We start from the raw sequence: 25,013 nt of genomic DNA, 5'->3' as shown, positions 1-25,013 counted from the left end.
ATGCCTGAAGACTCGTTGCCGAACGTCGACGAAGACCTGTTCCGGCCGATCGACCTGCAGGCGCTGCTCGACGTGCCGCGGTCGATCCAAAAACCTCGCGTGCTGATGCTCTACGGCTCGCTGCGCGAGCGGTCCTATTCGCGGTTTGCGACGGAGGAGGCGGCTCGCATTTTGCGCCGCCTGGGCGCCGAGGTGCGCATCTACAATCCCGCCGGCCTGCCGCTGCCGGATTCGACCTCGGCCGACCACGCCAAAGTCCAGGAGCTGCGAGACCTGTCGATCTGGTCGGAAGCGCAGGTCTGGTGCTCGCCGGAGCGGCATGGCTCAATGACGGGAGTGATGTAGGCTCAGATCGACTGGCTGCCGCTCTCGGCCGGCGGCGTCAGGACGACGCAGGGCCGCACGCTGGCGGTGATGCAGGTGTCTGGCGGCTCGCAGAGTTTCAACGCCGTCAACCAGCTTCGTATCCTCGGCCGCTGGATGCGGATGGTCACCATCCCCAACCAGTCGTCGGTAGCCAAGGCTTTCAACGAGTTCGACGAGGCCGGCCGCATGAAGCCGTCGTCGTACTATAACAGGATCGTCGACGTGATGGAGGAGCTGATGAAGTTCACGCTGCTTTTGCGTGATCGATCCGCCTATCTCACGGACCGTTATTCCGAGCGCGTTTAAAGCGCCGAAGCGGTCGCCAAGCGGGTCAACCAGCGGTCGATTTGAGGCGTCTGCTAATTCGATAATTTTCGAAATAGTATTGACGCGGCGCTGTTTCGGCGCTAGCATATTTCTATGAAACTCGAACAAGCAGCCAAACAGCTCGAGGCGCTCGGCAACCCGACGCGGCTCAATCTTTATCGCACGCTGGTGCGGGCAGGCGAAACCGGGAGACCGGTCGGTTATCTCCAAGAAGCCCTCGGCATCGCTGCGTCGACGCTGTCGCATCATCTCCACCGGCTCATCCTGACCGGCCTGGTCACCCAGGAACGCCAGGCAACGACGCTGATTTGCCGTGCCAATTACCCTGTGATGAACGATCTCCTTGGCTTTCTTGCCGATGAATGTTGTGCCGATGCCGCATGCGGGCCGGCTGTCGGTGAGGCGGCTGCATAACTCTTTTTGACTGGTATTTCTATAATCCTAGAAACATAGAAGGTGTGTCATGGTTTCTGAAAACGATCTCCCGATCGCTATCATTGGCGGCGGACCTGTTGGCCTGGCGGCGGCCGCCCAACTGGTCAGCCGTGGCCTTCCGGTTAGGGTTTACGAGGCTGGTTCTTCTGTCGGCTCGAACCTTCGGGATTGGGGCCATGTGCGGGTTTTCACGCCATGGCGCTATTGCGTCGATGCGGTCGCCCGAAAACTTCTCGAGAGCCACGGCTGGCAAATGCCGGAGCCGGAGGCGTTCCCCACCGCCGATGAAATTGTCGACCAGTACCTCGCGCCGCTGGCAAAGCTTTCCGAACTGGCGCCGTCGATCGAGACCAGTGCCCGTGTTGTCGCCATTTCCCGCTGGGGAGCCGACAAGGTTCTGAGCAAGTCGCGGGAGACGCGGCCGTTCATGCTTGTGGTCGAAACGGCGGAAGGCACGCGCCGGGACAGCGCCCGTGCCGTGATCGATGCATCCGGCACCTGGCAGACGCCGAACCCGCTCGGTGCGGGTGGCTTGCCGGCCGAAGGTGAGAGGGAATTTGGCGACCGCATCGCCTACGGCATCCCAAATGTTCTCGGCCGCGACCGTCATCTCTATGCAGGTCGCACGACATTGGTGGTCGGCGCCGGCCATTCCGCTGCCAATGCCTTGCTGGAACTGGACAGGCTTGCGCAAACCGGGCCGGGCACCTCGGCACTATGGGTGACGCGCAGCACCGACCTTGTCCGCATCTACGGCGGCGGCGATGCCGACGCCCTGCCGGCGCGCGGCGAACTTGGCTCCGATGTACGGCAACTCGCTGAGAGCGGCCGCGTGCGGCTGGTGACCGGCTTTGCCATTGTTGCCATCCGTGAGGTCGACTGCCGTCTCGCTGTCGAAGGCCGGACAAAGGATGGGTTGCGCACGCTCGGACCCGTCGACCGGATCATCGCCGCGACGGGGCAGCGCCCCGATCTCGTCTTGACCCGCGAGCTCCGGCTGGACCTCGATCCGTGGCTCGAAGGCGTCAAGGCGCTGGGACCGCTCATCGATCCCAATGAGCATTCCTGCGGCGACGTCCCGCCGCATGGCCATCGCGAGCTCAGCCACCCCGAGCCCAATTTCTACACGGTCGGCGTCAAAAGCTATGGCCGGGCGCCGACGTTCCTGCTGCTGACCGGCTATGAGCAGGTCCGCTCGGTCGCCGCGGCGCTCGCCGGCGACATGGCTGCCGCCGATGCCGTGCAGCTGGTGTTGCCCAAAACCGGCGTCTGCACGGTGCCGGTGTCACTTTCAGGCGCGTCGTCCCAAGGTTGCTGCGGCGGACCCGTGCCGGCTGCTGTCGATGCCTGTTGCGTCGACGATGCCAAGGCAAAGGCGAGCGGCAAGTCTGGGTGCGGCTGTGGCAGCACGCAAGCGATCGCAGCAGTGCGCAGCGGCGATCTTGAGATCGCCGCTCCATGAGCGACCGGAAAATCCCGGCTGCCGCACTCTGGGCGTTGGGGCTGACGCAGATCATCGGCTACGGCACGCTCTATTACAGTTTTAGTATCCTGGTGCCGTCGATCGCGCTCGAGTTCGCCTGGCCGGAACAATGGGTTTTCGGCGCCCTGTCGGCGTCGCTGCTGGCGGGTGGCCTGTTTGCGCCGACAGCCGGGCGCTGGGCCGATCGTTTCGGCGCCGGCCGGGTGATGACCTTTGGTTCGCTTGCGGCCGCAGCAGCGCTTATCGCTTGCGCGATAGCACCCGGCCGGGTGAGCTTCGTGCTGGCCTTGATGGTCATGGAACTGGCGTCCGCTTTCGTGCTCTACAGCGCCGCTTTCGTCGCCATCGTCCAGATCGGCGGCGCCAGGGCGCAGCGCAGCATCACCCATCTGACGCTGATCGCCGGCTTCGCCTCCACCCTGTTCTGGCCGCTGACGGCCGCACTTCACGAATACCTGAGCTGGCGCGAGGTCTATCTGGTCTTTGCCGGCATCAACGTCGCCATCTGCTTGCCCATCCATGCCTGGCTGGCACGACTGTCGCGTCGGGTGGACAAAAACGCTTCGGCGACACCTGCGGCCATTGGGCCGGCGGGCGGGCCGGTTGCCTTCACCGCGCGCGACCGCAGCAGAGTGTTTCTGCTCATGCTTGGCGGCTTCGCGATCGAGGGTTTTGTGCTGTCCTCGATCCTCGTTCACATGGTGCCGCTGACGGCGGCGCTCGGGCTTGGCTCCGCCGGGCTTGTCGTCACCACGCTTTTCGGCCCGTCCCAGGTGGCAAGCCGGCTGATCAACATGCTGTTCGGCGGCCGGCTGGCGCAGACCTGGCTCGCGGTCATCGGCGCGACATTGTTGCCGCTCGGCCTTGTCGTCCTGCTGGTGACGACACAGTCGGTGGCCGGCGCCATCGCCTTCGTCATCCTGTTTGGATTGGGCTCGGGCCTTGCCAGCATCGTCGGTGGCACGCTGCCGCTGGAACTGTTCGGACGGGAGCGCTACGGCGCCCGGCTCGGCTGGGTGACGGCCGCGCGGCAATTCTCGTCAGCGCTTGCGCCGTTTGCCCTGGCCATGGCGATGGCAGGCATCGGCGTCCAATCCTCGCTCTGGCTGACCGCTGCGGTCGGCATGCTCGGCATTCTGGCCTTTTCGGCCATCATCCTGATCAGACGCCAGCCTCTTGCGCCAGTGATGCTTCCATCAGCGAACTGACACCGCGCGCAGCGTCGAGCTGTGCGCAACCCGAAACCGCCGGCCATCGGCGCTCGACGGGCTGTGATGCGGTTGATAAGCCCTCTCCGTAAGGAGAGTCGAGACATGACCGTTGCGATCGAGATGGGCCACACGACCGCAGGCGTCCCGGCGGCGCTGGATCTTGAGGAGCTGCTGGCGACGCGCCTTTTGGTGCAGGGCAATTCGGGCTCCGGCAAATCCCATCTGCTGCGCCGGCTGCTGGAGCAGAGTGCCCCTTGGGTGCAGCAGACCATCATCGACCCCGAAGGCGACTTCGTCTCGCTGGGCGACCGGTTCGGCCATTTGGTGATCGATGCCGAGGAGCATACCGAGCGCGGCCTGCAGAGCGCCGGTGAGCGGGCGCGCATCCACCGCGTCTCCACGGTGCTCAATCTCGAGGGGCTCGACGCCGAGAACCAGATGCGCCGCGCCGCCGCCTTCCTTGGCGGGCTTTTTGAGGTCGCCCGCGACCACTGGTACCCGATGCTGGTGGTGGTGGACGAGGCGCAGCTGTTCGCGCCGGCTGTGGCCGGCGAGGTTTCCGACGAGGCGCGCAAGCTCTCGCTTGGCGCCATGACGAACCTGATGTGCCGAGGCCGCAAACGCGGGCTTGCCGGCATCATCGCCACTCAGCGGCTGGCCAAGCTCGCCAAGAACGTCGCCGCCGAGGCTTCCAATTTCCTCATGGGCCGGACCTTTCTCGATATCGACATGGTGCGCGCCGCCGACCTTTTGGGCATGGAGCGGCGCCAGGCGGAGGCTTTTCGCGACCTGGAGCGCGGGCAATTCATGGCGCTCGGCCCGGCGCTGTCGCGCCGTCCGCTCGGCTTGCGCATCGGCCCGACCGACACAAGTCCGCGCAATGGCACGCCGCGGCTGATGCCGCTGCCGGAAGCAGCCCTTGAGGACGCACGCGCCATCATCCTGGCAGCACCGCCGCCGGAAACTGTCCGGCCGCAGCGCCGGTCGTCGCCGGACCTTCTCGATCAGCTGATGGCGGCGAAGTCGGCGGCGCTGGAAATCCGCCCCGAACCGGCGGAGCCGCCGATCAGCGCCGAGGATTTGGCGGAGCGGCGTGAGCGCGTCGACCGTGTCCTGCGCGCCGTTCTGGTGCAGCCCGACGCGGGCTTCCGGGTCATCGGCGTGCTTTATCAGGAGTTCGTGGTCCGCTGCCGGATAGAAGGCCTCGCCTCGGTGGTGCCGGACCTGCCCGCCTTTCGCCGCATGCTGACGCGCGCCCGCGCCGGCCTCGGCTCCGACATGGCAGGGGATGACGCCTGGCAGGACGTCTCGGCGCGCGCCTCGCTGCTGCCCGAGGATATGCAAGGCGTGTTCATGATGATCGCCCGCGCAGCGAAAGAGGGCTGGCCCTGCCCAAGCGACGCAGCGATCGCCCGCGCCTACGGCTCGCACTCGCTGCGCCGCGCCCGGCGCCTGCTGACCTATATCGAGGAGCAGGGGCTGATCGTCTGCCAGCTTGACGGGGTTGGACGGCGGACGGTGACGCTGGTGGAACTGGCCTGGGCGACGGCGCCGGGGGATCCCGGTGCTGCGGAGGTGGAGCAGGGGCGTTTGGCTGTGTGAGGCGGCGGCCGAGCGCGCAAGGGAAATGCCACGCATCAAGGCGATGTATGGCCAAGCGGCAGGTACAGCGGCGAGTCTTTTTTGCGCAGCTAGGGCCTTGGCCCGCCACAGCTCTTCTGCCCGGTCTTCATCATACGCCGACGATTGGCGCGACGTAGATCCGCCTATTGTAAATTGTTCGACGCTACAGCACTCCCTCCTGCCGACGGCGCTTCACATATCTTCTAAATTACCGGCGGGTCGGTTTGCTAATGAAGAGATCAGCCCCGATCAACTGACGATTGACAAGAAATACGGCAGCACTGTAGCGCAAATAGCCGCCGAAACTACGCTACCGCCGCCGATTACCCCCTTCGGTTCATTCTGTCGACATCCCCTGCTTCTGGAGAGATGGTAAGATACTACGCGGCGGCCCTTTTTCCGAAGATTTTATTCTGCAGCTTCATCAAAGGATTTCGGCAATGCGTTTGTCTCGATCGCGCCGACTTGTGGCCATCGCTTTGACGGCAATCGCAGCCGTTCCCTCTTCTGGACATGCCGAGGACAAGCTGCTGACGGAAGCGGTGCAGTTCAACGGTACGATCCTGTATCTCTCCACCGAAATGCCTGGCCTGATCTTCGGCGCCGTGCGCAACGGCGAGACGGCCTTCGCCGGTTTCGGCAAGATTGCCGATGGGAGTGAAAAAGTGCCCGACGGCGACACAATGTTCCGCATCGCATCCGTGAGCAAGGTGTTCTGCGGCAGTGTGCTTTCCTCGCTGGCGATCGACGGCAAGGTACAGCTCACCGACCGGCTGCAGGATCGCCTTGGCTGGGACGTCACGCTCCCCTGAGAAGGATGGCCGCGCCCTCCGGCTGATCGATCTCGTCGCGCAAGCTTCCGGCCTTCCGCGGGAGGTGCCAGTGGCCGATGCGCCCCCCTCCGACCCCTTCTCTACGAACACCAAAGAGGCGCAGATTGCCGCCCTCAAGGACAATCCGCTGCTGTTCGCGCCGGGCACCGCCGTTCTCTATTCGAACTTCGGATACGACCTCCTTGGAGTGGCGCTCGCGAATGTCTCTGGAAAGCCTTATGCCGAGCTCCTTCGGGAGCGTGTCCTCGATCCTCTCGGCATGAAAGACACGGTTTTCAACGCAAGACCGGAGGACGAGCCGCGCCTGATGCAGGGCCATAACTTCGACGGCAGCGCCATGCCCATCGTGCCGACGAGCACAGCCATGGAGTGCGCCGGTGGATTGTACTCGACCGCGGACGACCTGCTGCGCTGGATGAACTGGCATGTCGAGAACAAGCCTTCTGCGGCCGATGCCGAGTTGCGGCTTTTGAATCACGCGGCTTTTTTGTACCGGGACGGTCTCGCGTCGGTGGTGGGGCTGGATGACGGCGGCCCGATGGACGCCATGGGTCTCGGGTGGGTCATCATGCTCCCCACCGAGCATAGCCCGCTCATCCTCCAGAAGAGCGGCGGCCTGCAAGGGATGTTTCTCTATGTTGCGATTGCACCGACACGCGGCGTCGGCGCTTTCTTCGTCATGAACCAATTCAATGCCGCTGGCTTCATGGCGGGGGTCAAGACGACGAACGATCTCGTCGCAGAGATCGCTCCACGCTGATTTTCGCGCTGATCAGGGGGAACGTGCGCGATGATTAACGCTGTGGAGGGGGCCTGACGGACCGCATGTTTGGTGGCAAGGCAAGCTCGACATCGGCTATTCCGGCCGACGGCTTAGTTATTCCCTCCTGAGGACGACCACCGCATGGATAGGTCGCCGCGTGCAAGGTCAGGCCCAAGCGGCGCTTTTGATCTCAAATGTGGAGCTCTCTGGCTCGACTGTTCTGAGCTTGAAAGGGTCGATTGACCAAGCTCAGATTGAGCCGTAGCTTCAGATAGCGTGCGGCCTGGTTGTTCAGCAGAGGCTCGCCTTGAGGGTACCGATGGCTGGCAATGACGATGCGCGTCTGCCCAAGCAGGTAGGTCAGCCGGCGGCGCATCATTCTGCGTCGGCAACAGTGCGGCGACGCGAGCTTCTCATTGCCGTCTCGACGCTCGCAGCATTCTTCGGATTGCCCGCCGCGGCCCGTAGCCAGGTCGCGTTGAGCAGCGCGATCGAGCCCGGCGCGTTTCGCGAATTGACAGGCATACTGACGGGCATGTCGCCGAGCGACGCCACGCTGCCGGAATTGTTTCTGCAGGCATTCTCCGCTGACGCCGCCGATCTCGGAAAACTGCATGCGATCGTGACGGAACAGCCCGAGACAGAATGGGACAGCGCGATTGCGTCGGCGGGGCTGAAACCGCTGTCGGAATCGCTCATCCAAGCCTGGTATACGGGTAGCATCATGCACGGCTCGGAAGAACGCGTCCTTACCTATCTCGATGCGTTCGTCTGGCATGCCTGCGGTTACACCAAGCCGCCGACGCGATGCGACACGAATTTTGGCGCGTGGGCGAACGCACCGCCGCCCGGACGGTTTTCCGAATGACCGCGCCGGCGTCCGCCGATGTCGTGTTTGTCGGTTCAGGCGTAGCCGCGGCGCTTGCCGGCGCGGCTATCGCGAAAGCAGGGTTCAGCGTGCTGTTCCTCGAGGCGGGACCGCGCGTCGATCGCGGCACCGCTGTGACACGATTCCAGTACTCGTCCGCGAAGGGCCAGAACTCGCCTTACCCCGACCAGCCCTATGCGCCGCAGCCGGAAGAATCCGACTTCTCCGCCTATTATGTCGAGGCTGGGCCGGACACCTTTAGGGGACAGCAGGCGCGGATCGTCGGCGGCACCACGTGGCACTGGGGCGGGCTCGCCGCGCGTTTCCGGCCAAACGATTTTAAGATGCACTCGAAGTTCGGCGTCGGCGTCGATTGGCCTATCGCCTATGGCGACATGGAGCCGTGGTATCAGGCCGCCGAGGAAGAGATCGGCGTCGCGGGCGACGACACCGCCGATTTCGGCGCGCCGCGCTCAAAGTCGTTTCCGATGCCACCGATCCCCATGACCTATGCCGACAAGCAGGTCGGCATCGCTGCCAAGGCGCTCGGCTACTCGGTGTTGCCATTTCCACAGGCGCGCAATTCGGTGTGGCGGGATGGCCGCCCGCAATGCTGCGGCAATGCGAGTTGCGTGCCGATCTGCCCCATCCAGGCGAAGTACGACGCGACGCATCATCTCGCCATCGCGGAGCGCGCCAGCGCGCATGTCGAGCCGCAGGCCGTGGTGCACGAGCTAGTCGTCGGTCCGGACAAACGCATTGCCGAAGTGCGTTACCGTCGCCCAGATCGCAGCGAGGGCAGCGCGACCGGAAAAATTGTGGTCATCGCGGCGCATACCATTGAGACGCCAAAGCTGCTACTGCTTTCGACGGGAGATAATGCGCCGACGGGCGTGGCGAACAGTTCCGACCAGGTCGGCCGCAATCTGCTGTCGCAGATCGATGTCGGCATTCAGGGACTGACCAGGGATCCCGTGTTCACCTATCGCGGACCGGTCTCGACCGGTGGCATTGCCGAGCTTCGGGACGGCGATTTCCGCAACGAGCGTGCGGCCATCGGCATCTCGCCTTCCAACGAGGGCTGGGCGCGGGCGGTCGGTCCGTTCCAGGCTGCGACGACCTTCATCAAACAGGGCCTGCGCGGCGATGCGCTGAAGGCGGCAGTCCGTTCGCACGTCGCGCGGGAGCTGATCATTGGCAGCTCTGCCGAAATGCTTCCCAATCCGGACAATCGCGTGACGCTGAGCAATCAGATGGACGGGATCGGCATTCCGCGGCCGAACATCGCCTTCACGTCTGACGACTACACGGCGCGCGGGCTGGCGGTCGCGCGCGATGTGCAGAACAAGCTCATGGCTGCACTAGGCGCCACGCAGATCAAGCAGCTCGGCCCGATCGCTGACAGCGCGATCATGGGCGGCACGACACGCATGGGAGATGACCCGCTCACCTCGGTCGTCGACAGGGACCTGAAGAGCCACGACCATCCAAACCTCTACATCGTTGGCTCGTCCGTCTTCCCGTCCATCACGGCGAATGCGCCCACGCTCACCATTGCGGCGCTCAGTGCGCGCCTCGGCGCGCATCTCATCTCCCTGCTGAAGGCGTAGATGTCATGCGCGGGCGGGGCACTGTTTTCCTCGGTTTTGTCTCCGCAATGATGCTCGACGCACGGCACGGCTTGGCGCAGGCGCCGGCGAACTGGCAGACAAGTTTCGGCGTCTCAGCCTCGGAGACGAAGGAGCGGATCGTTGCGCTGCACGACCACATATTGCTGATCGGCGTCTGCATCGTCGCGCTCGTCGCCATGCTGATCGGTTTCGCGCTCTTGCGCTTCCGGGCGAGCCGGCACCCCACGGCGTCAAAAGTCACGCGCATGCCCTGGCTGGAATTCGGCTGGACTATCGCGCCGGTGCTGGTGCTGGGCGCGATCGCCGCGCCGTCGCTCCAGCTGCTCGCCTATGAGAGCGATCTTCCCGACGCACAGTTGACGATAAAGGCCAGCGGCCATCAGTGGTTCTGGCGTTATTCCTATCCCGACAATGGCGGCTTCGCATACGATTCCATCATGTTGCCGCCGGCCTCCGTTCCGGCCGGTGAACCGCGTCTGCTAGCGGTCGACAATCGCATGGTTGTCCCGGTCGGCGCTGTCGTGCGCATACAGGTGACATCGTCGGACGTCGTGCACTCCTTCTTCATGCCGGCACTGGGCCTACAGATTTACGCCATGCCCGGGCGCCTCAACGAAACCTGGACACGCGTCGAGAAGCCGGGCGTCTATTACGGGCAGTGCAACCAGATCTGCGGTCTGAATCACTCCTTCATGCCGATCGCGATCGAGGCCATGGCGCAGCCTGATTTCGACGCCTGGGTGCGGGACGCTGCAACGCGATATCCGGTGGTCAGCGCCGCGACTATATCAGCGCAGGTGGCGAAATGAGCGCCACCGAACATAGGCGCGAGTGCCGGTCGATTGCGGCTTGGCTGTTCACCACCGACCATAAGGCGATCGGCACGCTTTATCTCGGATTCGCGATCATGGCGGGGACACTGGGCGGCGCGATTTCGGGCTACATGCGGCTCGAACTGGCGCAGCCGGGCATGGACTATGTCGTTAACGGCCAGTCCTGGAACGCGCTGATCACCGCGCATGGCCTGATCATGATCTTCTACATGGTGATGCCGGCGTTGATCGGCGGCTTCGGCAACTGGTTCGTCCCGCTGATGATTGGTGCGCGCGACATGGCCTTTCCGGGACTGAACAGTCTCGGCTTCTGGTTGCTGCCGCTGTCTTTGATCATGCTGATCGGGTCGCTGCTGGTCGGCGACGGAACGGGTACCGGCTGGAGCCTCTATCCGCCGCTGTCGGGCATAGACGGCCAGCCCGGACCATCGGTCGACATGACGATCCTCGCGCTGCACTTGGCCGGCATTTCTTCCGTGATCAGCGCGATCAATTTCGTCACTACCATCCTCAACATGCGCGAGGATCGCTTGCCGCTGTTCGGCATGCCGCTGTTCGTTTGGTCGATCCTGATTTCGTCGCTCATGCTGCTTCTCGCCATGCCGGTGCTGGCTGCCGCGCTGGCGATGCTGCTTGCCGACCGCAATTTCGGCGGCGCCTTTTTCGATCCAGCCGGCGGCGGAGACCCGATGCTGTTCATGAACCTCTTCTGGTTCTTCGGCCATCCGGAGGTCTACATCATGATCCTGCCGGCCTTCGGCATCATCAGCCAGATCGTCTCGCGGTTCTCAGGTCGCCCGATTTTCGGTTACCCCGGCATGGTGCTGGCGATGGCATCAATTGCGGCGCTGGGTTTCATCGTCTGGGCGCACCATATGTTCACCGTCGGTATCGGCTTCGCGCCGCGTGCCTTCTTCACGCTGGCCTCGATGGTGATCGCGGTGCCGACCGGCATCAAGGTGTTCGCCTGGATTGCCACTATGTGGGGCGGGTCGATCCGCCTCACCGTGCCGATGCTGTGGGCGCTGGGCTTCATCATCATGTTCACGGTCGGCGGCACGACGGGGATCGTGCTTGCCAATGCCGGCGCGGATCAAGTGCTGCACAACACCTACTACGTCGTCGCGCATTTCCACTATGTGCTGAGCCTCGGTGCGACCTATGCGATCTTCGCCGGCTTCTATTACTGGTTTCCGCGCATGACCGGACGCATGTTCCCGGAGTGGGTTGGATGGCTGCATTTCTGGTGCTTCTTCATCGGCACCAACGTTCTGTTTTTCCCGATGCATTTCCTCGGACTGGCAGGAATGCCAAGGCGCATCGCGGATTATCCGGACGGTTTCTTGGGCTGGAATATGATTGCGTCGCTCGGCGCTGTGCTCGCGCTCGCCTCCACGCTGCTGTTCCTGGTGATGCTTGCGGTCTCGCTGCGGCGTGGCGCGCTGGCCCCGCGCGATGTGTGGGGTCCGGCTTTCACGCATGAATGGGATGACGATCCCGAGATGGCGCGTGGGCGTGGCACGGCGGGCGCGGAGGCAGGCTCGTGAGCAAGACTGTCACCGAGGTCGGCGGCACGGATGGCCGATGGCCTGTCGCGATTGCCGTCTCGCTGTTCCTGCTAGCGTGCGCCGGTCTCGCGCTCTTCCACCCGTCGCTGTTCGGCACGCTGGCAGGCGGCATCGCGGTACTCGGTCCGCTCGTGATCGCGGTGGGACTTCTGCCATTGTTCATCGCTCTGACAGCGTGGTCGCGGGCGACGAGTGGTGAGCGTGCGAATGGTCCGCAAAACACCTTTGGCCCGAGGATCGCGATCATCGCCTTAATCGCGTCCGAGGTAGCGTTCTTCGCCGCCTTGTTCGCCGCCTACCTACGATACGCGATCTATCCGGAGGTCGCGGGGTTCAACTCATGGCCACCTACGCCGATGCGCCCCGACGACCCTTGGGGCGGCCCGCTTCTCAACACAGTGATCCTCGTCGCGTCGGGGGTCTGCGTCGCAGCGGCGCACGACTGGCTTCTGAAAGAGCGATGGCAGCTTTCGGCTATCGGGCTTACTGTGGCGATCGCGCTCGGCGGCGTGTTCGTCGGCCTTCAGCTTCGGGAATTCAGCCTCGCCTCGGTGGGATTCCGCGACGGTGTCTATCCCTCGATCTTCTTCCTTACGACTGGCTTCCACGGCCTGCACGTCGTTATCGGCATCTTGTTGCTGTCGATCGCCGCATATCGGGTGATCCGCGCGCGCTCAGCCGGCGGCGCCGGCTTTATCCCGACGGCGGCATCCTGGTACTGGCATTTTGTCGATGCGGTGTGGCTTCTGCTGTTCGCCGTCTTCTACGCCTGGGCCAGCTAGGAGCGTGCCGACGCGACGTCGACTAGCATCGGCATTGCTGAAACATATCTGGGAGCCGGCTGAGGGCGGGCCTTCGCGGTTCAAAGTTGCATAGAAGCAAACTCAAAAGCACCCAGAAGAGCTGCCTCTGGCGGAAGTGACCTTACTCCATAGTCGATCAGTTTCCTGCAGGATCAAGTAGTGTAGTGGCTCCCCTCCTCGATCATCAATCGACCAAGCATATCTCAAGCTGTAGTTGCAAAAGAATTGCGGCCGTGGTTTTGCCTAAAGGCAAGTTGCGTTTCAGGATGAGGGCCGCAATGGCAGAGCGTCATTCAATTGATCACGAACTTGCCGTAAAGGCGGTGGCGTCTTCCGTGCACGATGCCATAGCGACTCGCCATGGCTTGCGCGGCTGGAACACGAGCCAGGTGACCGGCGACGGCACCGGGCGATCCTAATGCCGAGGAGGCGGAGCAGGGGAGGTTGGCTGTTGAAGGTTGATGCGCTTGGGCGAAAGCTGACGTCGCTCAACATCAGCAAAACGCCAAGAGCCGCCGGGTGGCCGATCAGAGTCTTCGCAATCTCTGTCGCCACGACATGCTCGAAAAATGCGCGCTCTTGGCGAACAGATCCCGTCCTCCTCCGCGACCTGTCCTTACGGAGGGGGCTCAATCGGCATTGTGGGTTTACATCGGCAGACAAGCCCCTAGTTTTAGAGTTTCGCGCCTCGCACCTTAGTGTGTGGATGATCGAAAACGGACCGTGAACTCTGGCCGGTCCCTCAAAAACTCCCAAAGGATGACTGCCATGACACAGGCCAAGAATGGCGACACCGTGCGCATCAATTATACTGGACGTCTAGCCGACGGCACTCAATTCGATTCTTCCGGCAGCGAACCGCTGCAATTCAAGCTCGGTGAAGGGCAAGTGATCCCCGGCCTTGAGACCCATGTCGAGGGCATGGAGGTCGGCGCGAAAAGCACCGTCACCGTTCCCGCAGACGCCGCCTATGGCCCCCACCGTCCCGAAGCGGTCATGACCGTCGACCGCGCCAGGGTGCCGGACAACATCAACATCGATATCGGTACTCGATTGCAGGCCAGAACCCCCGAAGGGCGCCCCATGCAGGTGACGGTCGTCGGCGTCGATGACGCCAGCGTCAAGCTCGACGGCAATCATCCGTTGGCCGGAAAGGATCTGGTGTTCGACGTTGAACTGGTCGAGATCGTTCAGGCGGCGTAGGGTATCCATGCGGCCAGGCCCGTGGTGGCTATGATTTCGGGTGACGGACTTCCGCCGTAGGTTTCGGCGGTTTGTGCCGCCTGCCGCCCTGCTTTCCGCGCTTAGGCCATCGCCAAAACCGTGCCGACATTCGTAAGATTCGACACTGCATCTAATCTAATGCGACAGCGCGCAAAGCTGTCATGCACGGCTGCGATTGCGAGAGTCTGCTTCGGTCAAAAGCAGCCCCCCGGCTCCAGCCTCCACCCCTACCGATCCTCAATAATCCGCAAATACGCCGCCGTGACGAACAGCACGATCAGCCCGAACAGTATCCGCCGCGCGCCTTCCGGCATTTGCAGGATGGTCAGCAGCGTCGTCAGCACGGTGAGGATCAGCGCGCCGATGATGGTGCCGGTGTAGCCGCCGCGGCCGCCGAAGATCGAGGTTCCGCCGATCACCGCGGCTGCCACCGAAGGCAGCACCAGCGGTTCGGCCAGCGACAGCGACGGCGCCTTGATCAGGCCGATGTAGAGTAGCCCGGTGATGCCGGCGAGCACGCTCGAGATGACGTAGAGCGCTGATATGACCTGCCAGTAGCGGACGCCGGACAGGCGTGCCGCCCCTTCATTGTCGCCGACCGCGTAAAGCAGGCGGCCAAAGCCGGTGCGGTTCAAGGTGAAGACGATGAGGACGGCGATGGGCACGAACAGCAGCAGCGCATTGGGCACGCCATAGGTGAGGCCGGTGCCGAGCCAGGCCAGGAAGGGCGGTATCTTGGCGCCCGAAGCGATGACTGTGCGCTGATAGACCTGCAGGCAGCCGGTGCCGATCAGGCTGGTGCCGAGCGTCATGATCAGCGGGTGCACGCGAAACACGCCGACGCCGATGCCGTTGACCAGGCCGATCAGCACCGCCGGCACCAATGCGATCAGGATCGCCACCGCCGGGTCATGGTTGACGACCTGCGTCGCCATGATGAAGGCGCTCATCGTCGCCACGGTTCCGACCGACAGATCGATGCCGCCGGTCAACATGGTCATGGTCTGGCATCCGGCCAGAATTGCCAGCGGGATGGCGAATTTGACGGTGTTGGCGAGCCACCGCTCGTTGACGATGCCGGGGCGCAGGATCTGCAGGACCACCACCAGGATGACCAGCAGGGTGATCAGCGGGATCAGCGGCCGGTCGGCCATGAAGCGCTTGAGGCGGCGGCCGAAGGGGACGGGTTGGATCGCAGTTGTGCTCATGGGGTTGCTCGCGATTGGGGTGGCGCGATGCCGGGAGAGGATGGCGTTCTACGGCGCCCCCCTATGTCCTGCCGGACATCTCCCCCACGGGTGGGGAGATTGGCAGCTTCGGCGCCTCGCTCATTCTTGCAACGTCGACAATTGGCGAAAGCCGTCGCGCCGTCCGATCTCCCCCCAAGTGGGGGAGATGCCAAGTGATTGCAAAGAGGGCAGGACAGAGGGGGGCGCCGTGGATCGCCGACTCCGTAAACCAGCCTTACGCCATTGCTCATCATTGCCGCCCCCTCATGGTAATAAACGCGCCGAACATGACGACGGCGACCATGATCGCGCCCTCGATGATTGCGGTGACGTTGGGATCGATGGCCAAGAGCGTCAGGTCGGTGCGCACCAGCCGCAGCACGAAGACGGCGACGATCGGGCCGAGCAGGCCGCCCTTGCCGCCGCCAAGCGCGACGCCGCCGAGCACGACTGCCGCCACGCTGGCGAGAAGATAGGGGCCGGGAATAGGGGCGCCGATGCCTGTGCTCATGGTCAGCGCCAGCCCGCCCATGGCAGCGAAAAGCCCCGACAGGGCATAGGCGATAATTTTGGTGCGCGCGACCGGCACGCCGCTGCGAAACGCCGCGAGCTCGCTGCTGCCGATGGCGTAGATCGACAGGCCGAGTTTTGAGCGCTTGAGCGGTATCCAGATGATGCAGAGGCAGACGACCAGAAGCACCAGCGCCTTCGGTATCCAGGCAGAGATTTCTGGCAAGCCCGGGATCGCGACCGTGCCGACGATGGTTGCCCGCAGCCATTCGGCGACCGCGCCGCCGGGCGCGCCGAGCACCAGCAGCGCCGCGCCCTGCAGGACGAACAGAGTGGCCAGCGTGACGACGATATCGGGCACGCGGGTGACGACGATCAGCATGCCGTTGACGGCGCCCAGCGCCAACCCCATGGCCAGCACGAACGGCACGACATAAAGCGCGTATTCCTCGCTGGCGCCGTCCATCATCGTGGCGGCGGTGACGCTGGTCAGCGCCATCATGGCGCCGACGGAAAGATCGATGCCGCCGGCGATGACGACAATCGTCTGGGCGGCCACGGCAAAGGCGTAAGGCAGCACCGCGCGCACCAGCGAGCCGAAATCGCCACTGCCATAGCCCGGCTGGATGAGCCTGGTGATCACCAACAGGACCACGAACAGGACGAGCAGGCCGGCGACCCAGCCCTGACGACGGACGAGGCGGGTCAAGGTTTCGCCACCGGGCTCGAGTGGATATCGGCAAGAATGCCGACGTCCACCTTGGCGCCGCGCGGCAAGCCGTAAGCGGCGCGCATCAGTGCCGGCTCGTCGGCGAGTTCGACGGGGAAGACATCGACGACGCGTCCCCCAAAGATGACGATGACGCGATCGCAGACACGCTGCACCTCCTCGAGTTCGGATGTATAGAACAGCACCGACTTGCCCTGGTCGGCGAGTTCGCGCAGCAGCTTGTAAATCTCCTGCTTGGTGCCGACATCAATGCCGCGCGTCGGGTCGAAGCAGAGGATGGTCTGTGCCTCAGCGGCGATCCAGCGGGCGATCGTCACCTTCTGCTGGTTGCCGCCGGACAGCCGCTGCACCTCGCGCTGGGCGCGGGTGTCGATCTGCAGACGCTCGATCGCGCTGACGACCCTTGAGCGTTCCTGCGCCATGTTGATCGGCCCCCAGTTGCGCAAGGCGGCGCTGAACGGGAGCGCGATGTTTTCGCGCACCGAGCGCTGCATGGTCAGCGCTTCGGTGCGGTCGCCGGGCACATAGGCGATGCCGGCGCGGATCGCATCGGCCGGATGCGCGAATTTCACCGGCTGCCCGTCCACCTCGATCGTGCCGCCGGACGGGCGGATCGAGCCGGCGAGCGCGGCGAACAGCTCGTCCTGGCCTTGGCCCTCGAGCGCGACGACGCCAGCGACCTCGCCATTCGCCAGGTCGAACGAGACGTCGTTGAGCTTGGTGCCGACACGAAGGTTCGCCACACCGAGGCGTGGACGGCTATCCCCAGGCGAAGCGGCCCGGCCCGCCTGGCGCGCCGCCACGCGCGTCTTCTCGACCTTGGCGCCGAGCATCATCTCGACGATGCGCTCCTCGACGCCCGGCTCGATGTCGACGACGCCGACAGTCTCGCCGTCGCGAAGCACGGTGGCACGGTCGCAAAGCGCCGATATCTCGACAAACCGGTGGGAAATGAAGATCACAGAACGGCCGCTGTCGCCCTGCCGGCGAACGACCTCAAGCACCTTTTCGGCAAGGTTAGCCGGCAATGCTGCGGTCATCTCGTCGAGCAGCAGAACGTCGGGCTCGACCGCCAGCGCCCGCGCCAGATCGAGCACGCGCAACACGGCAAGCGGGATGTCGCGCGCGATGTCGCGGATGTCGAGGTCGGGAATACCGAGTTCGCGCACCCAGGCGCGGAACGGCTCGACCGGCGTGTCGGTCAGGCGAAGGTTGGAGGCGACGTCGAGATCGGGGATCAGCGATGGTTCCTGGTAGACCGGAAGCAGGCCGGCGCGGCGCGCATCGGCAGGCGAGCGCACGTCGCGCGTCTCGCCGCGGATCAGGATATGCCCGGTATCGGCGCGGATGGCGCCGGTCAGGATTTTGACCAGCGTTGATTTGCCGGCGCCGTTGGCGCCCATCAGCGCGTGAACCTCACCCGGCAGAACTGACAGCGACGCGTTGCGCAGCGCCACCACTGCGCCGTAAGTCTTGACGACGCCGGTGGCGTCCAGGAGAGGGTTGGTGGTCAAAATCGCGTTGCTCTCGTTGCAAGTTGTCTAACATGGCGATCCTGCCTTCTCCCCTTGTGGGAGAAGGTGGCCTCGCGAAGCGAGGTCGGATGAGAGGTGTTCCAGGGAACACCAATGTCTCATTCCTTCCAGCACCCCTCATCCGTCTCGGCGCTGCGCGCCGATCCACCTTCTCCCACAAGGGGAGAAGCCAGAAGCGCGGCAGCGATTACTCGCCAGGGCCCTTGCAGGCGATGATCTGCTCCTTGGTATAGGTGGTCCATTCCGGAATGGAGATCGAGACCGGCCATTCCGGGCTCAGCGACGGATCGGCGACGCCCTTCAGCTTGGCCTTGCCCTCTTCGGTGGCGTTCTCCCACAGCTGCGGCTCGACGAGAACGGTCTGCTCCGCCGGCTTCTTGCCGTTCAGGATCTGCAGGGCCAGGGTCACGCCAGCGCCGCCGATCGAACCAGGATTGGTCACCGCCGCGCCGACAAGGCCTTCGACCGAGTTCAGCTGGCCGACGAAGCCGGCATTGTCGGCGCCGACCACCGGCACCAGCGGCGTCTGCGACTCGACCAGCGCATCGACGATCACATTGTCGATGCCCGAGGTCCAGATGCCGTTGAACGGCGATCCGGTGGCGATGAAGTCGAGGATCTGCTGCTTGCCCTGGTCCTGCTGCCAGCCGGTGAAGACCTCATGCACGACCTTGACGTCGGGGAATTCGGCGAGCGCCTTCTTGAAACCCTTGTCGCGGTCGCTGTCGGCCGAGGCGCCGGCGGCACCACGCATATAGACGACGTCGCCCTTGCCGCCGATCTGCTGGAACAGCCATTTGGCGCCGAGATAGGCGTACTGTTCCTGGTTGTTGGAGATGATGTAGGCCGAAGGCTCGGTGACCGCCTGGTCGACGGCGACGACGACGATGCCGGCCTTGGTGGCTTCCTCGAGCGCTGACTTGATGCCGGCGGGATCGGCCGGGTTGACGACGATGGCGTTGACCTTGGCGCTGATCAGGTTGCGGATGTCCTCGAGCTGGCCGGCGGCGTCGGTATTGCGATGGGCGATGTTGAGCTTGGTGACCTCGCCGGAGGCAAGCGCCTGCGCCTTGATGGCGCAGATCATCTCCTCGCGCCAGCCATTGCCCTGCACCGTGTTGGAGACGCCGATCGTGTATTTGGCTTCAGCGGACGAGACGCCCACCGAAGCCAGAAACGCCGCGCCGGCAAGCAGCGGGACCATTGCAAAAAATTTTTTCATTTCAGTCTTCCTCCACATTGTTTTCAGTTCAGTTCGAAAAGGGGGTTTTCAGTTCAGTTCGAAAAGGGGCCTCATTTCACGAAGGGGCGCAGCACGTCGCGGGCGAGCAGAAAGCCGCGCTTGACCTCGTCGTCGCTTCCTTCAAAGCGCCGGTCCTCGTGTTCGATGATGATAGGTCCGTCGTAGCCGGCGCGGTAGAGGCCGGAGAAGATCACATTCCAGTCGACATCGCCAAGCCCCGGCATGCGAGGCACCTGCCAGCCCATGCCGGCCGAGAGGATGCCGCGCTCGTAAAGTCCATCATGATCGATCATCAGGTCCTTAGCATGGACATGCAGCATGTACGGGCCGAATTCCCTGATGAAGCGGGCCTGGTCGATCATCTGCCAGACCAGATGCGACGGATCGAAATTCATGCCGACATCGCCGCCCCAGGCATCGAGGATGCGGCGCCAGATATAGGACGAATAGGCGATGTTGTGGCCGCCCGGCCATTCGTCATAGCTGAAGATCATCGGGCAGTTCTCAAAAGCCAGCTTGACGCCGTTGTCGCGCGCATGGGCGATGATATCGGGCCACAGTTCGAGTGCCTCCTGCCAGTTGGCGTCGATGGTTTTTGCGGCGTCGCCGCCGCAGAAGGTGTTGACGACAGGCACGCCCATATGGCTCGCCAGCACGATCACCTTCTTCAAATGATCGACGACGGCCTTGCGGTGGGCGGCATCGGGATCCAGCGGATTGGGATAAAAGCCGAGGCCGGAGATCGACAGGTTCTCTTCCGCCAGTGCGGCGGCGATTTCCTTGGCCTGCGAGGCCGAGGTCGAGGCGGCGTCGATATGGCTGGTGCCGGCATAGCGCCGGGCTGCGCCTGAGGATTTCGGCCAGCAGGCGATCTCCAGCGCCTCGAAGCCGGCAGAACTTGCCCAGTCGGCGACCTCGCCAAGCGGGGTGTCGGCAAACGGTGCGGTGAGCAATCCGAGCTTCATGTAGCCCTCCCGTGGTTCACGACCGGCCTACTATGCCGATTGTGCAGGCCGCTTCAACCGTGTCGCCGCCGGCAATGCGCAAACCTGTCTGACGAATGCCACCGGATCGTCGCAGAGCAGGCCATCGTGAGTGGCCGTGACAGCCCTGCGGAACGGCTGGATTTATTTAGGCGTCTTGACAACAGCAGGACTTCCCTTGGCTGGGCACCAGCCCACCTTGGCTGGGCACCAGCCCACTCCCGCAGCGACCTGATTTTGCTCTTGTGGGGCGATTTCGGTCGAGCTAATGATGTGTCGGGCTTAGGGGTTGGAAGTGACTGACATCATCACATTCGTGGTTGCTGGCGCGTGGGCGGCAGTTGGATTTGGCGTGATCTGGTACGTCAGAACGAGACCGCCTATCCCTGAAGGTCACGAGGACCCCGATCTGAGGGAATGGCTTGATGGCCAGGTTTAAGCCCCAAGCTCAAAGCCCGCCAGAGCGCGTTCGGGGTGCCGGTACAGCTATCTTCTTGATTTTACTGATGTAAAAATCCGCTGGTGGAGCTGAGGAGGATCGAACTCCTGACCTCGTCATTGCGAACGACGCGCTCTCCCAGCTGAGCTACAGCCCCGTCCAGCGGAATGGGCGCATTTATCGGGCGCGGCGGTTTCCTGTCAAGACGGCGTTTTGCCCAAAAGCCGGGCGGCCAGCCACCGGCCTGCCGTGCCGCGAAGCTGGCTCTTGCCGCCTCCGCCTGCAATGGCTACATGTCGGCAACAATCGGAGACCGGCATGATAGCCCTCATTCAGACCATTGTCCTGGCGCTTGACATTTATTGGTGGATCATCATCGCTTCGGCGATTTTCTCCTGGCTCTACGCCTTCAACGTCGTCAACTCGCGCAACCAGTTCGTCGATAGCGTCAGCAACATGCTGTTCCGGCTGACCGAGCCGGCGCTGCGGCCGATCCGCCGCTTCCTGCCCGATCTCGGCGGCATCGATATTTCGCCGATCATCCTGCTTCTGATCCTGTTCTTCCTGCGGCAGTTCCTGCTCACCACGGTGGCGCCGCTGGTCGTCTGACGGCGGTTCCATGACCGGGCCGTTTCGCCCGCGTAACGACGGCGTCGACCTGTTCGTCCGGCTGACGTCGAAAGCGGCGATGGACAGGCTCGAAGGCATTGAGATCTCGGCAGGCGGGCGAAGCCATCTGAAGGCGCGCGTCCGTGCCGTGCCGGAAAACGGCGCCGCCAACCAGGCGCTCGAACGGCTGGTCGCCAAGGCGCTGGGCGTGCCGCGATCGGCCGTCTCGGTCATCGCCGGCGGCACGGCCCGGCTGAAGACGCTGCGCATATCAGGCGATCCGGCGGCGCTGGCGAAAGCCGTCGAGGCGTTGGGTGGCGGCTAAGCGCGCCGCGTTGAGGTGGCCTGCTGCGAGGTGCTTGTGATCAGACATCGTCGGTCCACCGAGGTTGGCGATTGGTCCTCAGTTGGCCCTCGCTCTACACCAGCCCGCGCTTGGCCATCATCGCTTCGGGCGACGGCATCTTGCCGCGGAAGGCGGTGTAGAGCTCTTCCGGGTCCTTGGAACCGCCGGCGGCATAGATGTTTTTCCTGAGCCGCTCGGCCAGCGCCGGATCGAACAGGTCGCCCGTTTCCTCGAAGGCGGCGAAGGCGTCGGCGTCGAGGACCTCCGACCACATGTAGGAATAGTAGCCGGCCGAATAGCCGTCGCCGGCAAAGATGTGGCCGAAATGCGGGGTGCGGTGGCGCATGGCGATGGTGTCGGGCATGTTGAGCCTCTCGAGCGTTTCGGCTTCGAAACGAAGCGGCTCGTCCGGCGCGTCCGGCCGCGCGTGGTAGGCCATGTCGACCAAGGCCGAGGCGGTGAACTCGACCGTGGCGAAGCCGGCGCCGAAGGTGCGCGCCGCCAGCATCTTGTCGACCAGCGCCTTCGGCATCGGTTTGCCGGTCTTCACGTGCAGCGCATGCTTTTCCAGCACCGCCGGCACCGTCAGCCAGTGCTCGTAGAGTTGCGAGGGCAGTTCGACGAAATCGCGGCTGACCGAGGTGCCCGCGACCGACGGCCAGGTGACCTCGGTCAGCATGCCATGCAGCGCATGACCGAATTCGTGGAACAGGGTTTTGGCCTCATCGACCGACAAAAGTGCTGCCTCGCCCTCCGGCGGCTTGGCGAAATTCATGATGTTGTAGATGACCGGCCTGGAGCCATCGCCAAGCTTGTAGCCGGACTTCAGTGCGCTCATCCAGGCGCCGGAGCGCTTTGAGGGCCGCGCGAAATAGTCGGCCAGGAACAGCCCGCGCTCGCTGCCGTCGGCATTCCTGACGATGAAAACGCGCGCGTCCGGATGCCAGGTGGCAATGCCTTGCTTCTCCTCGAAGCTGATGCCGAACAATTTTGTCGCCACGTCGAAACAGGCGTCGATGATGCGGTCGAGCTGCAGATAGGGCTTCAGTTCGGCCTCGTCGAAGGCAAACTTCTCGGCGCGCAGCTTCTCCTGATAGAAGCGCCAGTCCCAGGCGGCGAATTCTTCGTTGCTGCCGGCCCCGGCCGCCAGCCGCTGCAATTCGATCTGATCGCTTGCCGCCTTTTCCACCGCCTTTTTCCAGACAGGGTCGAGCAGCGCATGCACCGCCTCCGGCGTCTTTGCCATGGTATCGTCGAGCTTCAGCGCGGCGTAGGAAGCGTAGCCGAGCAGCTTCGCCTTTTCGGCACGCAGACGCAGCATATCGCGCACCACGGCGGTGTTGTCGGTGGCGCCGCCGTTCTGGCCGCGCATGATGAAGGCGCGGAAGGCAATCTCGCGCAGGTCGCGGCGTTCGGAGAAGGTCGAGAACGGCTCGTAGATCGAGCGCGACAGGATGACGGCATAGCGGCCCTTCTGGCCGCGCGTCTCGGCGGCCTCGGCCATCGCGCTTTTCAGGAATTCAGGCAGGCCGGCAAGGTCGGCCGCGTCGAGGAACAGCGCCCAGTCGCGCTCGTCGGCAAGCAGGTTCTGGCCGAAATTCGTGCCGAGCGACGACAGCTCCTCATTGATCGCCGCCAGCCGTTTCTTGCCTTCGGCGTCGAGCCCGGCGCCGGAGCGGACGAAATTTTTCCAGGTCTTTTCCAGCACCCGCTGCGTTTCAGCATCGAGTTTCAGGGCGTCGCGGCGCTGGTAGAGCTCGTCGATGCGGGCAAACAGCCTCTCGTTCATCGAGATCGCCGAGAAATGCCGCGACATCTTTGGCGAGATGTCGCGCTCAAGCGCCTGGATCGCCTCGTTGGTGTGGGCGCCGGCCCGGCACCAGAAGATCGACGAGACATGGTCGAGCGCCTCGCCGCCAAGCTCGAGCGCTGCAAGCGTATTCTCGATGGTCGGGGTCTCGGCACTGCCCGCTATCGCCTCGATCTCGGCCTCATGCGCCGTCAATGCCGCATCGAAAACCCCGGAAAAATCGCCATCGCCGATGCGGGTGAAATCGGGCAGGCCGAGCGGCCCTTGCCAGGTGGTCAGCGGATGGGCGGCGAGGTCGACGGCGGACGGCATGGGCATTCTTTCGTTAAGTGAGGGGCTTTCGCTGAGTGGCGGGATGAGGTGGATCGTCACCGATGTAAGGCGCCGGCTTGCCGCACGCAATACCGCGGCTGGTCAGTAGCTGTCGCAGTTTTCGGCGATCGCCGCCTGCGAACTGGCAGTGATGCGGTTGTCGGCGATCGCGAAGGTTTCCTGCATCAGCACGTCGTTGTTGGGGAAATCATAACAGGCGATCACAGTGGTGACGCCGCCCTCGGCCTTCTCGATCCGATGCCGGATTTCAGCCCCGGCGACTGCGCCCTCCCAGTCGTCGATGGATGCGATGAACTCCTGCTTGGTCTGGACGACGCCGAGATCGTCGAGTTTTATTCTGACGTCGTCGGCAAGCAGATCCGACAGTTCCGTGCGATCGGCGACCAGCAGCGCCGCATACCAGCGGCTGATGAGCGCGCCGTCGTCGGCGCCGGCGGATATGACTGAAAACAGCAGCGCCGCTGCGGCCAAAGCGATCGAACGGCATGCCATGCAACCCTCCTACGTCATCTCCGGCCGCTCGAAGTCGCCGGTGTCCTTGTTCATCACCCAGAGTTCGCCGGTCGAGATGTCGAACCAGGCGCCGTGCAGCGACAGCCGTCCCTTGCCTTCCAGGATCGAGACGCAGGGAAAGGTCCGGAGATTGGCGATCGAATAGCGGATCGAAATGCGCTCGAGCGCGGTCTGCCGCTCGGTCGCCGTCATGAAGGTGCTGGACGACACGGTCTCGGCGGCCGGCGCAATCAGGCTCATCCACTTGCCGATGAAGTCGCCGGGCGACAAGGGCGCTGCGGTACTGTCGAGTGCTGCGCGGATGCCGCCGCAGCGGCCATGGCCCATCACCACGATGTTCTTGACCTTGAGGCTCTGCACGGCGAACTCGAGCGCGGCCGAGGTCGAGTGGAACTGGTCGTCGGGCGCATAGGGCGGCACCAGATTGCCGACATTGCGCAGCACGAAGAGTTCGCCGGGGCCAGCGTCAAAAATCGCCTCGGGAGCCGCGCGGGAGTCGCAGCAAGCAATGATCATCGTTTCGGGGGCCTGGCCCTCGCGAGCAAGCGAGCGATAGCGTCCGCTTTCGGCGAGATAGCGGCCACTCATGAAATTGCGGTAGCCGGTGAGCAGATGGTCCGGGAGATGAGGCATTGGCGGCGTCTGGAGCCTTTCGGGGTTAGGCGGCAGCTCTTTAGGTCAGGAAGGCTCTAGCGGCAAAAGCCGGTCGCGAGCAATGCCGAATCGCGAAGGACGTGGTTGCCATTCGCCAATGCGATCGTCTCG

23 protein-coding genes, 1 tRNA gene and 1 pseudogene are annotated in these 25,013 nt (G+C 63.8%); 16 read left to right on the top strand and 9 right to left on the bottom strand.

All coding sequences use genetic code 11. The features are described 5' to 3' along the window. The 14 genes and pseudogenes from arsH to AC0L18_RS12540 all read left to right on the top strand — a co-directional run bounded on the left by arsH (position 1) and on the right by AC0L18_RS12540 (position 13,947). A pseudogene (gene arsH / locus AC0L18_RS12605) lies at positions 1 to 672 on the top strand (arsenical resistance protein ArsH). Positions 673 to 786: 114 nt separating this feature from the next. Next, complete coding sequence (locus AC0L18_RS12600) at positions 787 to 1,107, top strand: ArsR/SmtB family transcription factor (RefSeq protein WP_023800502.1); 321 nt, start codon at positions 787 to 789, stop codon at positions 1,105 to 1,107. A gap of 49 nt (positions 1,108 to 1,156) precedes the next feature. Next, positions 1,157 to 2,590 (top strand): NAD(P)-binding domain-containing protein, encoded by a 1,434-nt coding sequence (locus tag AC0L18_RS12595; RefSeq protein WP_473492510.1) that lies wholly within the window; start codon positions 1,157 to 1,159, stop codon positions 2,588 to 2,590. Continuing rightward, positions 2,587 to 3,819 (top strand): arsenite efflux MFS transporter ArsK, encoded by a 1,233-nt coding sequence (gene arsK / locus AC0L18_RS12590; RefSeq protein ID WP_473492509.1) that lies wholly within the window; start codon positions 2,587 to 2,589, stop codon positions 3,817 to 3,819. The genes AC0L18_RS12595 and arsK overlap by 4 nt, the downstream gene beginning before the upstream one ends. A 105-nt stretch (positions 3,820 to 3,924) precedes the next feature. Further along, on the top strand, positions 3,925 to 5,424 hold the full coding sequence (locus AC0L18_RS12585; RefSeq protein ID WP_473492507.1) for a helicase HerA domain-containing protein: 1,500 nt from the start codon (positions 3,925 to 3,927) through the stop codon (positions 5,422 to 5,424). Between the two features lie 461 nt (positions 5,425 to 5,885). Continuing rightward, positions 5,886 to 6,257: a serine hydrolase gene (locus AC0L18_RS12580; protein ID WP_473492505.1), complete on the top strand. Its 372-nt coding sequence runs from the start codon at positions 5,886 to 5,888 to the stop codon at positions 6,255 to 6,257. A 70-nt stretch (positions 6,258 to 6,327) separates the two neighbouring features. Next, a complete protein-coding gene (locus tag AC0L18_RS12575; protein WP_473492504.1) occupies positions 6,328 to 7,038 on the top strand; it encodes a serine hydrolase in 711 nt (236 codons plus the stop codon). Positions 7,039 to 7,360: 322 nt separating this feature from the next. After that, positions 7,361 to 7,909, top strand: coding sequence for a sugar dehydrogenase complex small subunit (locus AC0L18_RS12570; RefSeq protein WP_473492502.1), 549 nt, complete (start codon positions 7,361 to 7,363; stop codon positions 7,907 to 7,909). Next, a complete protein-coding gene (locus AC0L18_RS12565) occupies positions 7,906 to 9,519 on the top strand; it encodes a GMC family oxidoreductase (protein ID WP_473492500.1) in 1,614 nt (537 codons plus the stop codon). The genes AC0L18_RS12570 and AC0L18_RS12565 overlap by 4 nt, the downstream gene beginning before the upstream one ends. 5 nt (positions 9,520 to 9,524) lie before the next feature. Beyond that, positions 9,525 to 10,349, top strand: a complete 825-nt coding sequence (gene coxB, locus AC0L18_RS12560) for a cytochrome c oxidase subunit II (protein WP_473492498.1) — start codon at positions 9,525 to 9,527, stop codon at positions 10,347 to 10,349. Next, the gene (locus AC0L18_RS12555) at positions 10,346 to 11,920 is read left to right on the top strand and encodes a cytochrome c oxidase subunit I (protein ID WP_473492496.1); all 1,575 of its coding nucleotides are present in this window, start codon (positions 10,346 to 10,348) and stop codon (positions 11,918 to 11,920) included. The genes coxB and AC0L18_RS12555 overlap by 4 nt, the downstream gene beginning before the upstream one ends. After that, positions 11,917 to 12,723 carry a cytochrome c oxidase subunit 3 gene (locus AC0L18_RS12550; protein WP_473492495.1) on the top strand — a complete coding sequence of 269 codons (807 nt, stop codon included), beginning with the start codon at positions 11,917 to 11,919 and terminating at the stop codon, positions 12,721 to 12,723. The genes AC0L18_RS12555 and AC0L18_RS12550 overlap by 4 nt, the downstream gene beginning before the upstream one ends. Before the next feature lie 299 nt (positions 12,724 to 13,022). Continuing rightward, positions 13,023 to 13,163 carry a hypothetical protein gene (locus AC0L18_RS12545; protein WP_473492493.1) on the top strand — a complete coding sequence of 47 codons (141 nt, stop codon included), beginning with the start codon at positions 13,023 to 13,025 and terminating at the stop codon, positions 13,161 to 13,163. A gap of 349 nt (positions 13,164 to 13,512) precedes the next feature. Then, entirely contained in the window at positions 13,513 to 13,947 is a 435-nt protein-coding gene (locus tag AC0L18_RS12540) for an FKBP-type peptidyl-prolyl cis-trans isomerase (RefSeq protein ID WP_128168627.1), read from the top strand. 248 nt (positions 13,948 to 14,195) lie between these two features. Here the strand turns inward: AC0L18_RS12540 and AC0L18_RS12535 are convergent, their stop codons facing one another. From AC0L18_RS12535 to AC0L18_RS12510, 6 genes are all read right to left on the bottom strand, one after another. Beyond that, positions 14,196 to 15,176, bottom strand: a complete 981-nt coding sequence (locus tag AC0L18_RS12535; protein WP_473492492.1) for an ABC transporter permease — start codon at positions 15,174 to 15,176, stop codon at positions 14,196 to 14,198. 271 nt (positions 15,177 to 15,447) lie between these two features. Next, complete coding sequence (locus AC0L18_RS12530) at positions 15,448 to 16,416, bottom strand: ABC transporter permease (RefSeq protein WP_473492491.1); 969 nt, start codon at positions 16,414 to 16,416, stop codon at positions 15,448 to 15,450. Continuing rightward, positions 16,413 to 17,951 (bottom strand): sugar ABC transporter ATP-binding protein, encoded by a 1,539-nt coding sequence (locus AC0L18_RS12525; protein ID WP_473492489.1) that lies wholly within the window; start codon positions 17,949 to 17,951, stop codon positions 16,413 to 16,415. The genes AC0L18_RS12530 and AC0L18_RS12525 overlap by 4 nt, the downstream gene beginning before the upstream one ends. 208 nt (positions 17,952 to 18,159) lie before the next feature. Continuing rightward, positions 18,160 to 19,194, bottom strand: a complete 1,035-nt coding sequence (locus AC0L18_RS12520) for an ABC transporter substrate-binding protein (RefSeq protein ID WP_473492487.1) — start codon at positions 19,192 to 19,194, stop codon at positions 18,160 to 18,162. A gap of 71 nt (positions 19,195 to 19,265) precedes the next feature. Further along, on the bottom strand, positions 19,266 to 20,180 hold the full coding sequence (locus tag AC0L18_RS12515) for a sugar phosphate isomerase/epimerase family protein (RefSeq protein WP_473492486.1): 915 nt from the start codon (positions 20,178 to 20,180) through the stop codon (positions 19,266 to 19,268). Positions 20,181 to 20,718: 538 nt separating this feature from the next. Beyond that, positions 20,719 to 20,794: transfer RNA gene (locus tag AC0L18_RS12510), tRNA-Ala, on the bottom strand. 161 nt (positions 20,795 to 20,955) lie between these two features. Between AC0L18_RS12510 and AC0L18_RS12505 the strand changes: the two genes are divergently transcribed. Both AC0L18_RS12505 and AC0L18_RS12500 read left to right on the top strand, forming a co-directional pair. Next, positions 20,956 to 21,246 carry a YggT family protein gene (locus tag AC0L18_RS12505; protein ID WP_023800489.1) on the top strand — a complete coding sequence of 97 codons (291 nt, stop codon included), beginning with the start codon at positions 20,956 to 20,958 and terminating at the stop codon, positions 21,244 to 21,246. Positions 21,247 to 21,256: 10 nt separating this feature from the next. After that, entirely contained in the window at positions 21,257 to 21,571 is a 315-nt protein-coding gene (locus AC0L18_RS12500; protein WP_473492485.1) for a DUF167 family protein, read from the top strand. A gap of 94 nt (positions 21,572 to 21,665) precedes the next feature. Here the strand turns inward: AC0L18_RS12500 and AC0L18_RS12495 are convergent, their stop codons facing one another. The 3 genes from AC0L18_RS12495 to AC0L18_RS12485 all read right to left on the bottom strand — a co-directional run bounded on the left by AC0L18_RS12495 (position 21,666) and on the right by AC0L18_RS12485 (position 24,881). Beyond that, on the bottom strand, positions 21,666 to 23,720 hold the full coding sequence (locus tag AC0L18_RS12495; protein WP_473492484.1) for a M3 family metallopeptidase: 2,055 nt from the start codon (positions 23,718 to 23,720) through the stop codon (positions 21,666 to 21,668). A 96-nt stretch (positions 23,721 to 23,816) separates the two neighbouring features. Beyond that, positions 23,817 to 24,227, bottom strand: coding sequence for a nuclear transport factor 2 family protein (locus AC0L18_RS12490; protein ID WP_473492483.1), 411 nt, complete (start codon positions 24,225 to 24,227; stop codon positions 23,817 to 23,819). 9 nt (positions 24,228 to 24,236) lie between these two features. Continuing rightward, positions 24,237 to 24,881, bottom strand: coding sequence for a carbonic anhydrase (locus AC0L18_RS12485; protein ID WP_023800486.1), 645 nt, complete (start codon positions 24,879 to 24,881; stop codon positions 24,237 to 24,239). Between the last annotated feature and the right edge of the window lie 132 nt (positions 24,882 to 25,013).

Source organism: Mesorhizobium sp. WSM4819 (assembly GCF_055811215.1).
This window is presented reverse-complemented; position numbering and strand designations above follow the sequence as displayed.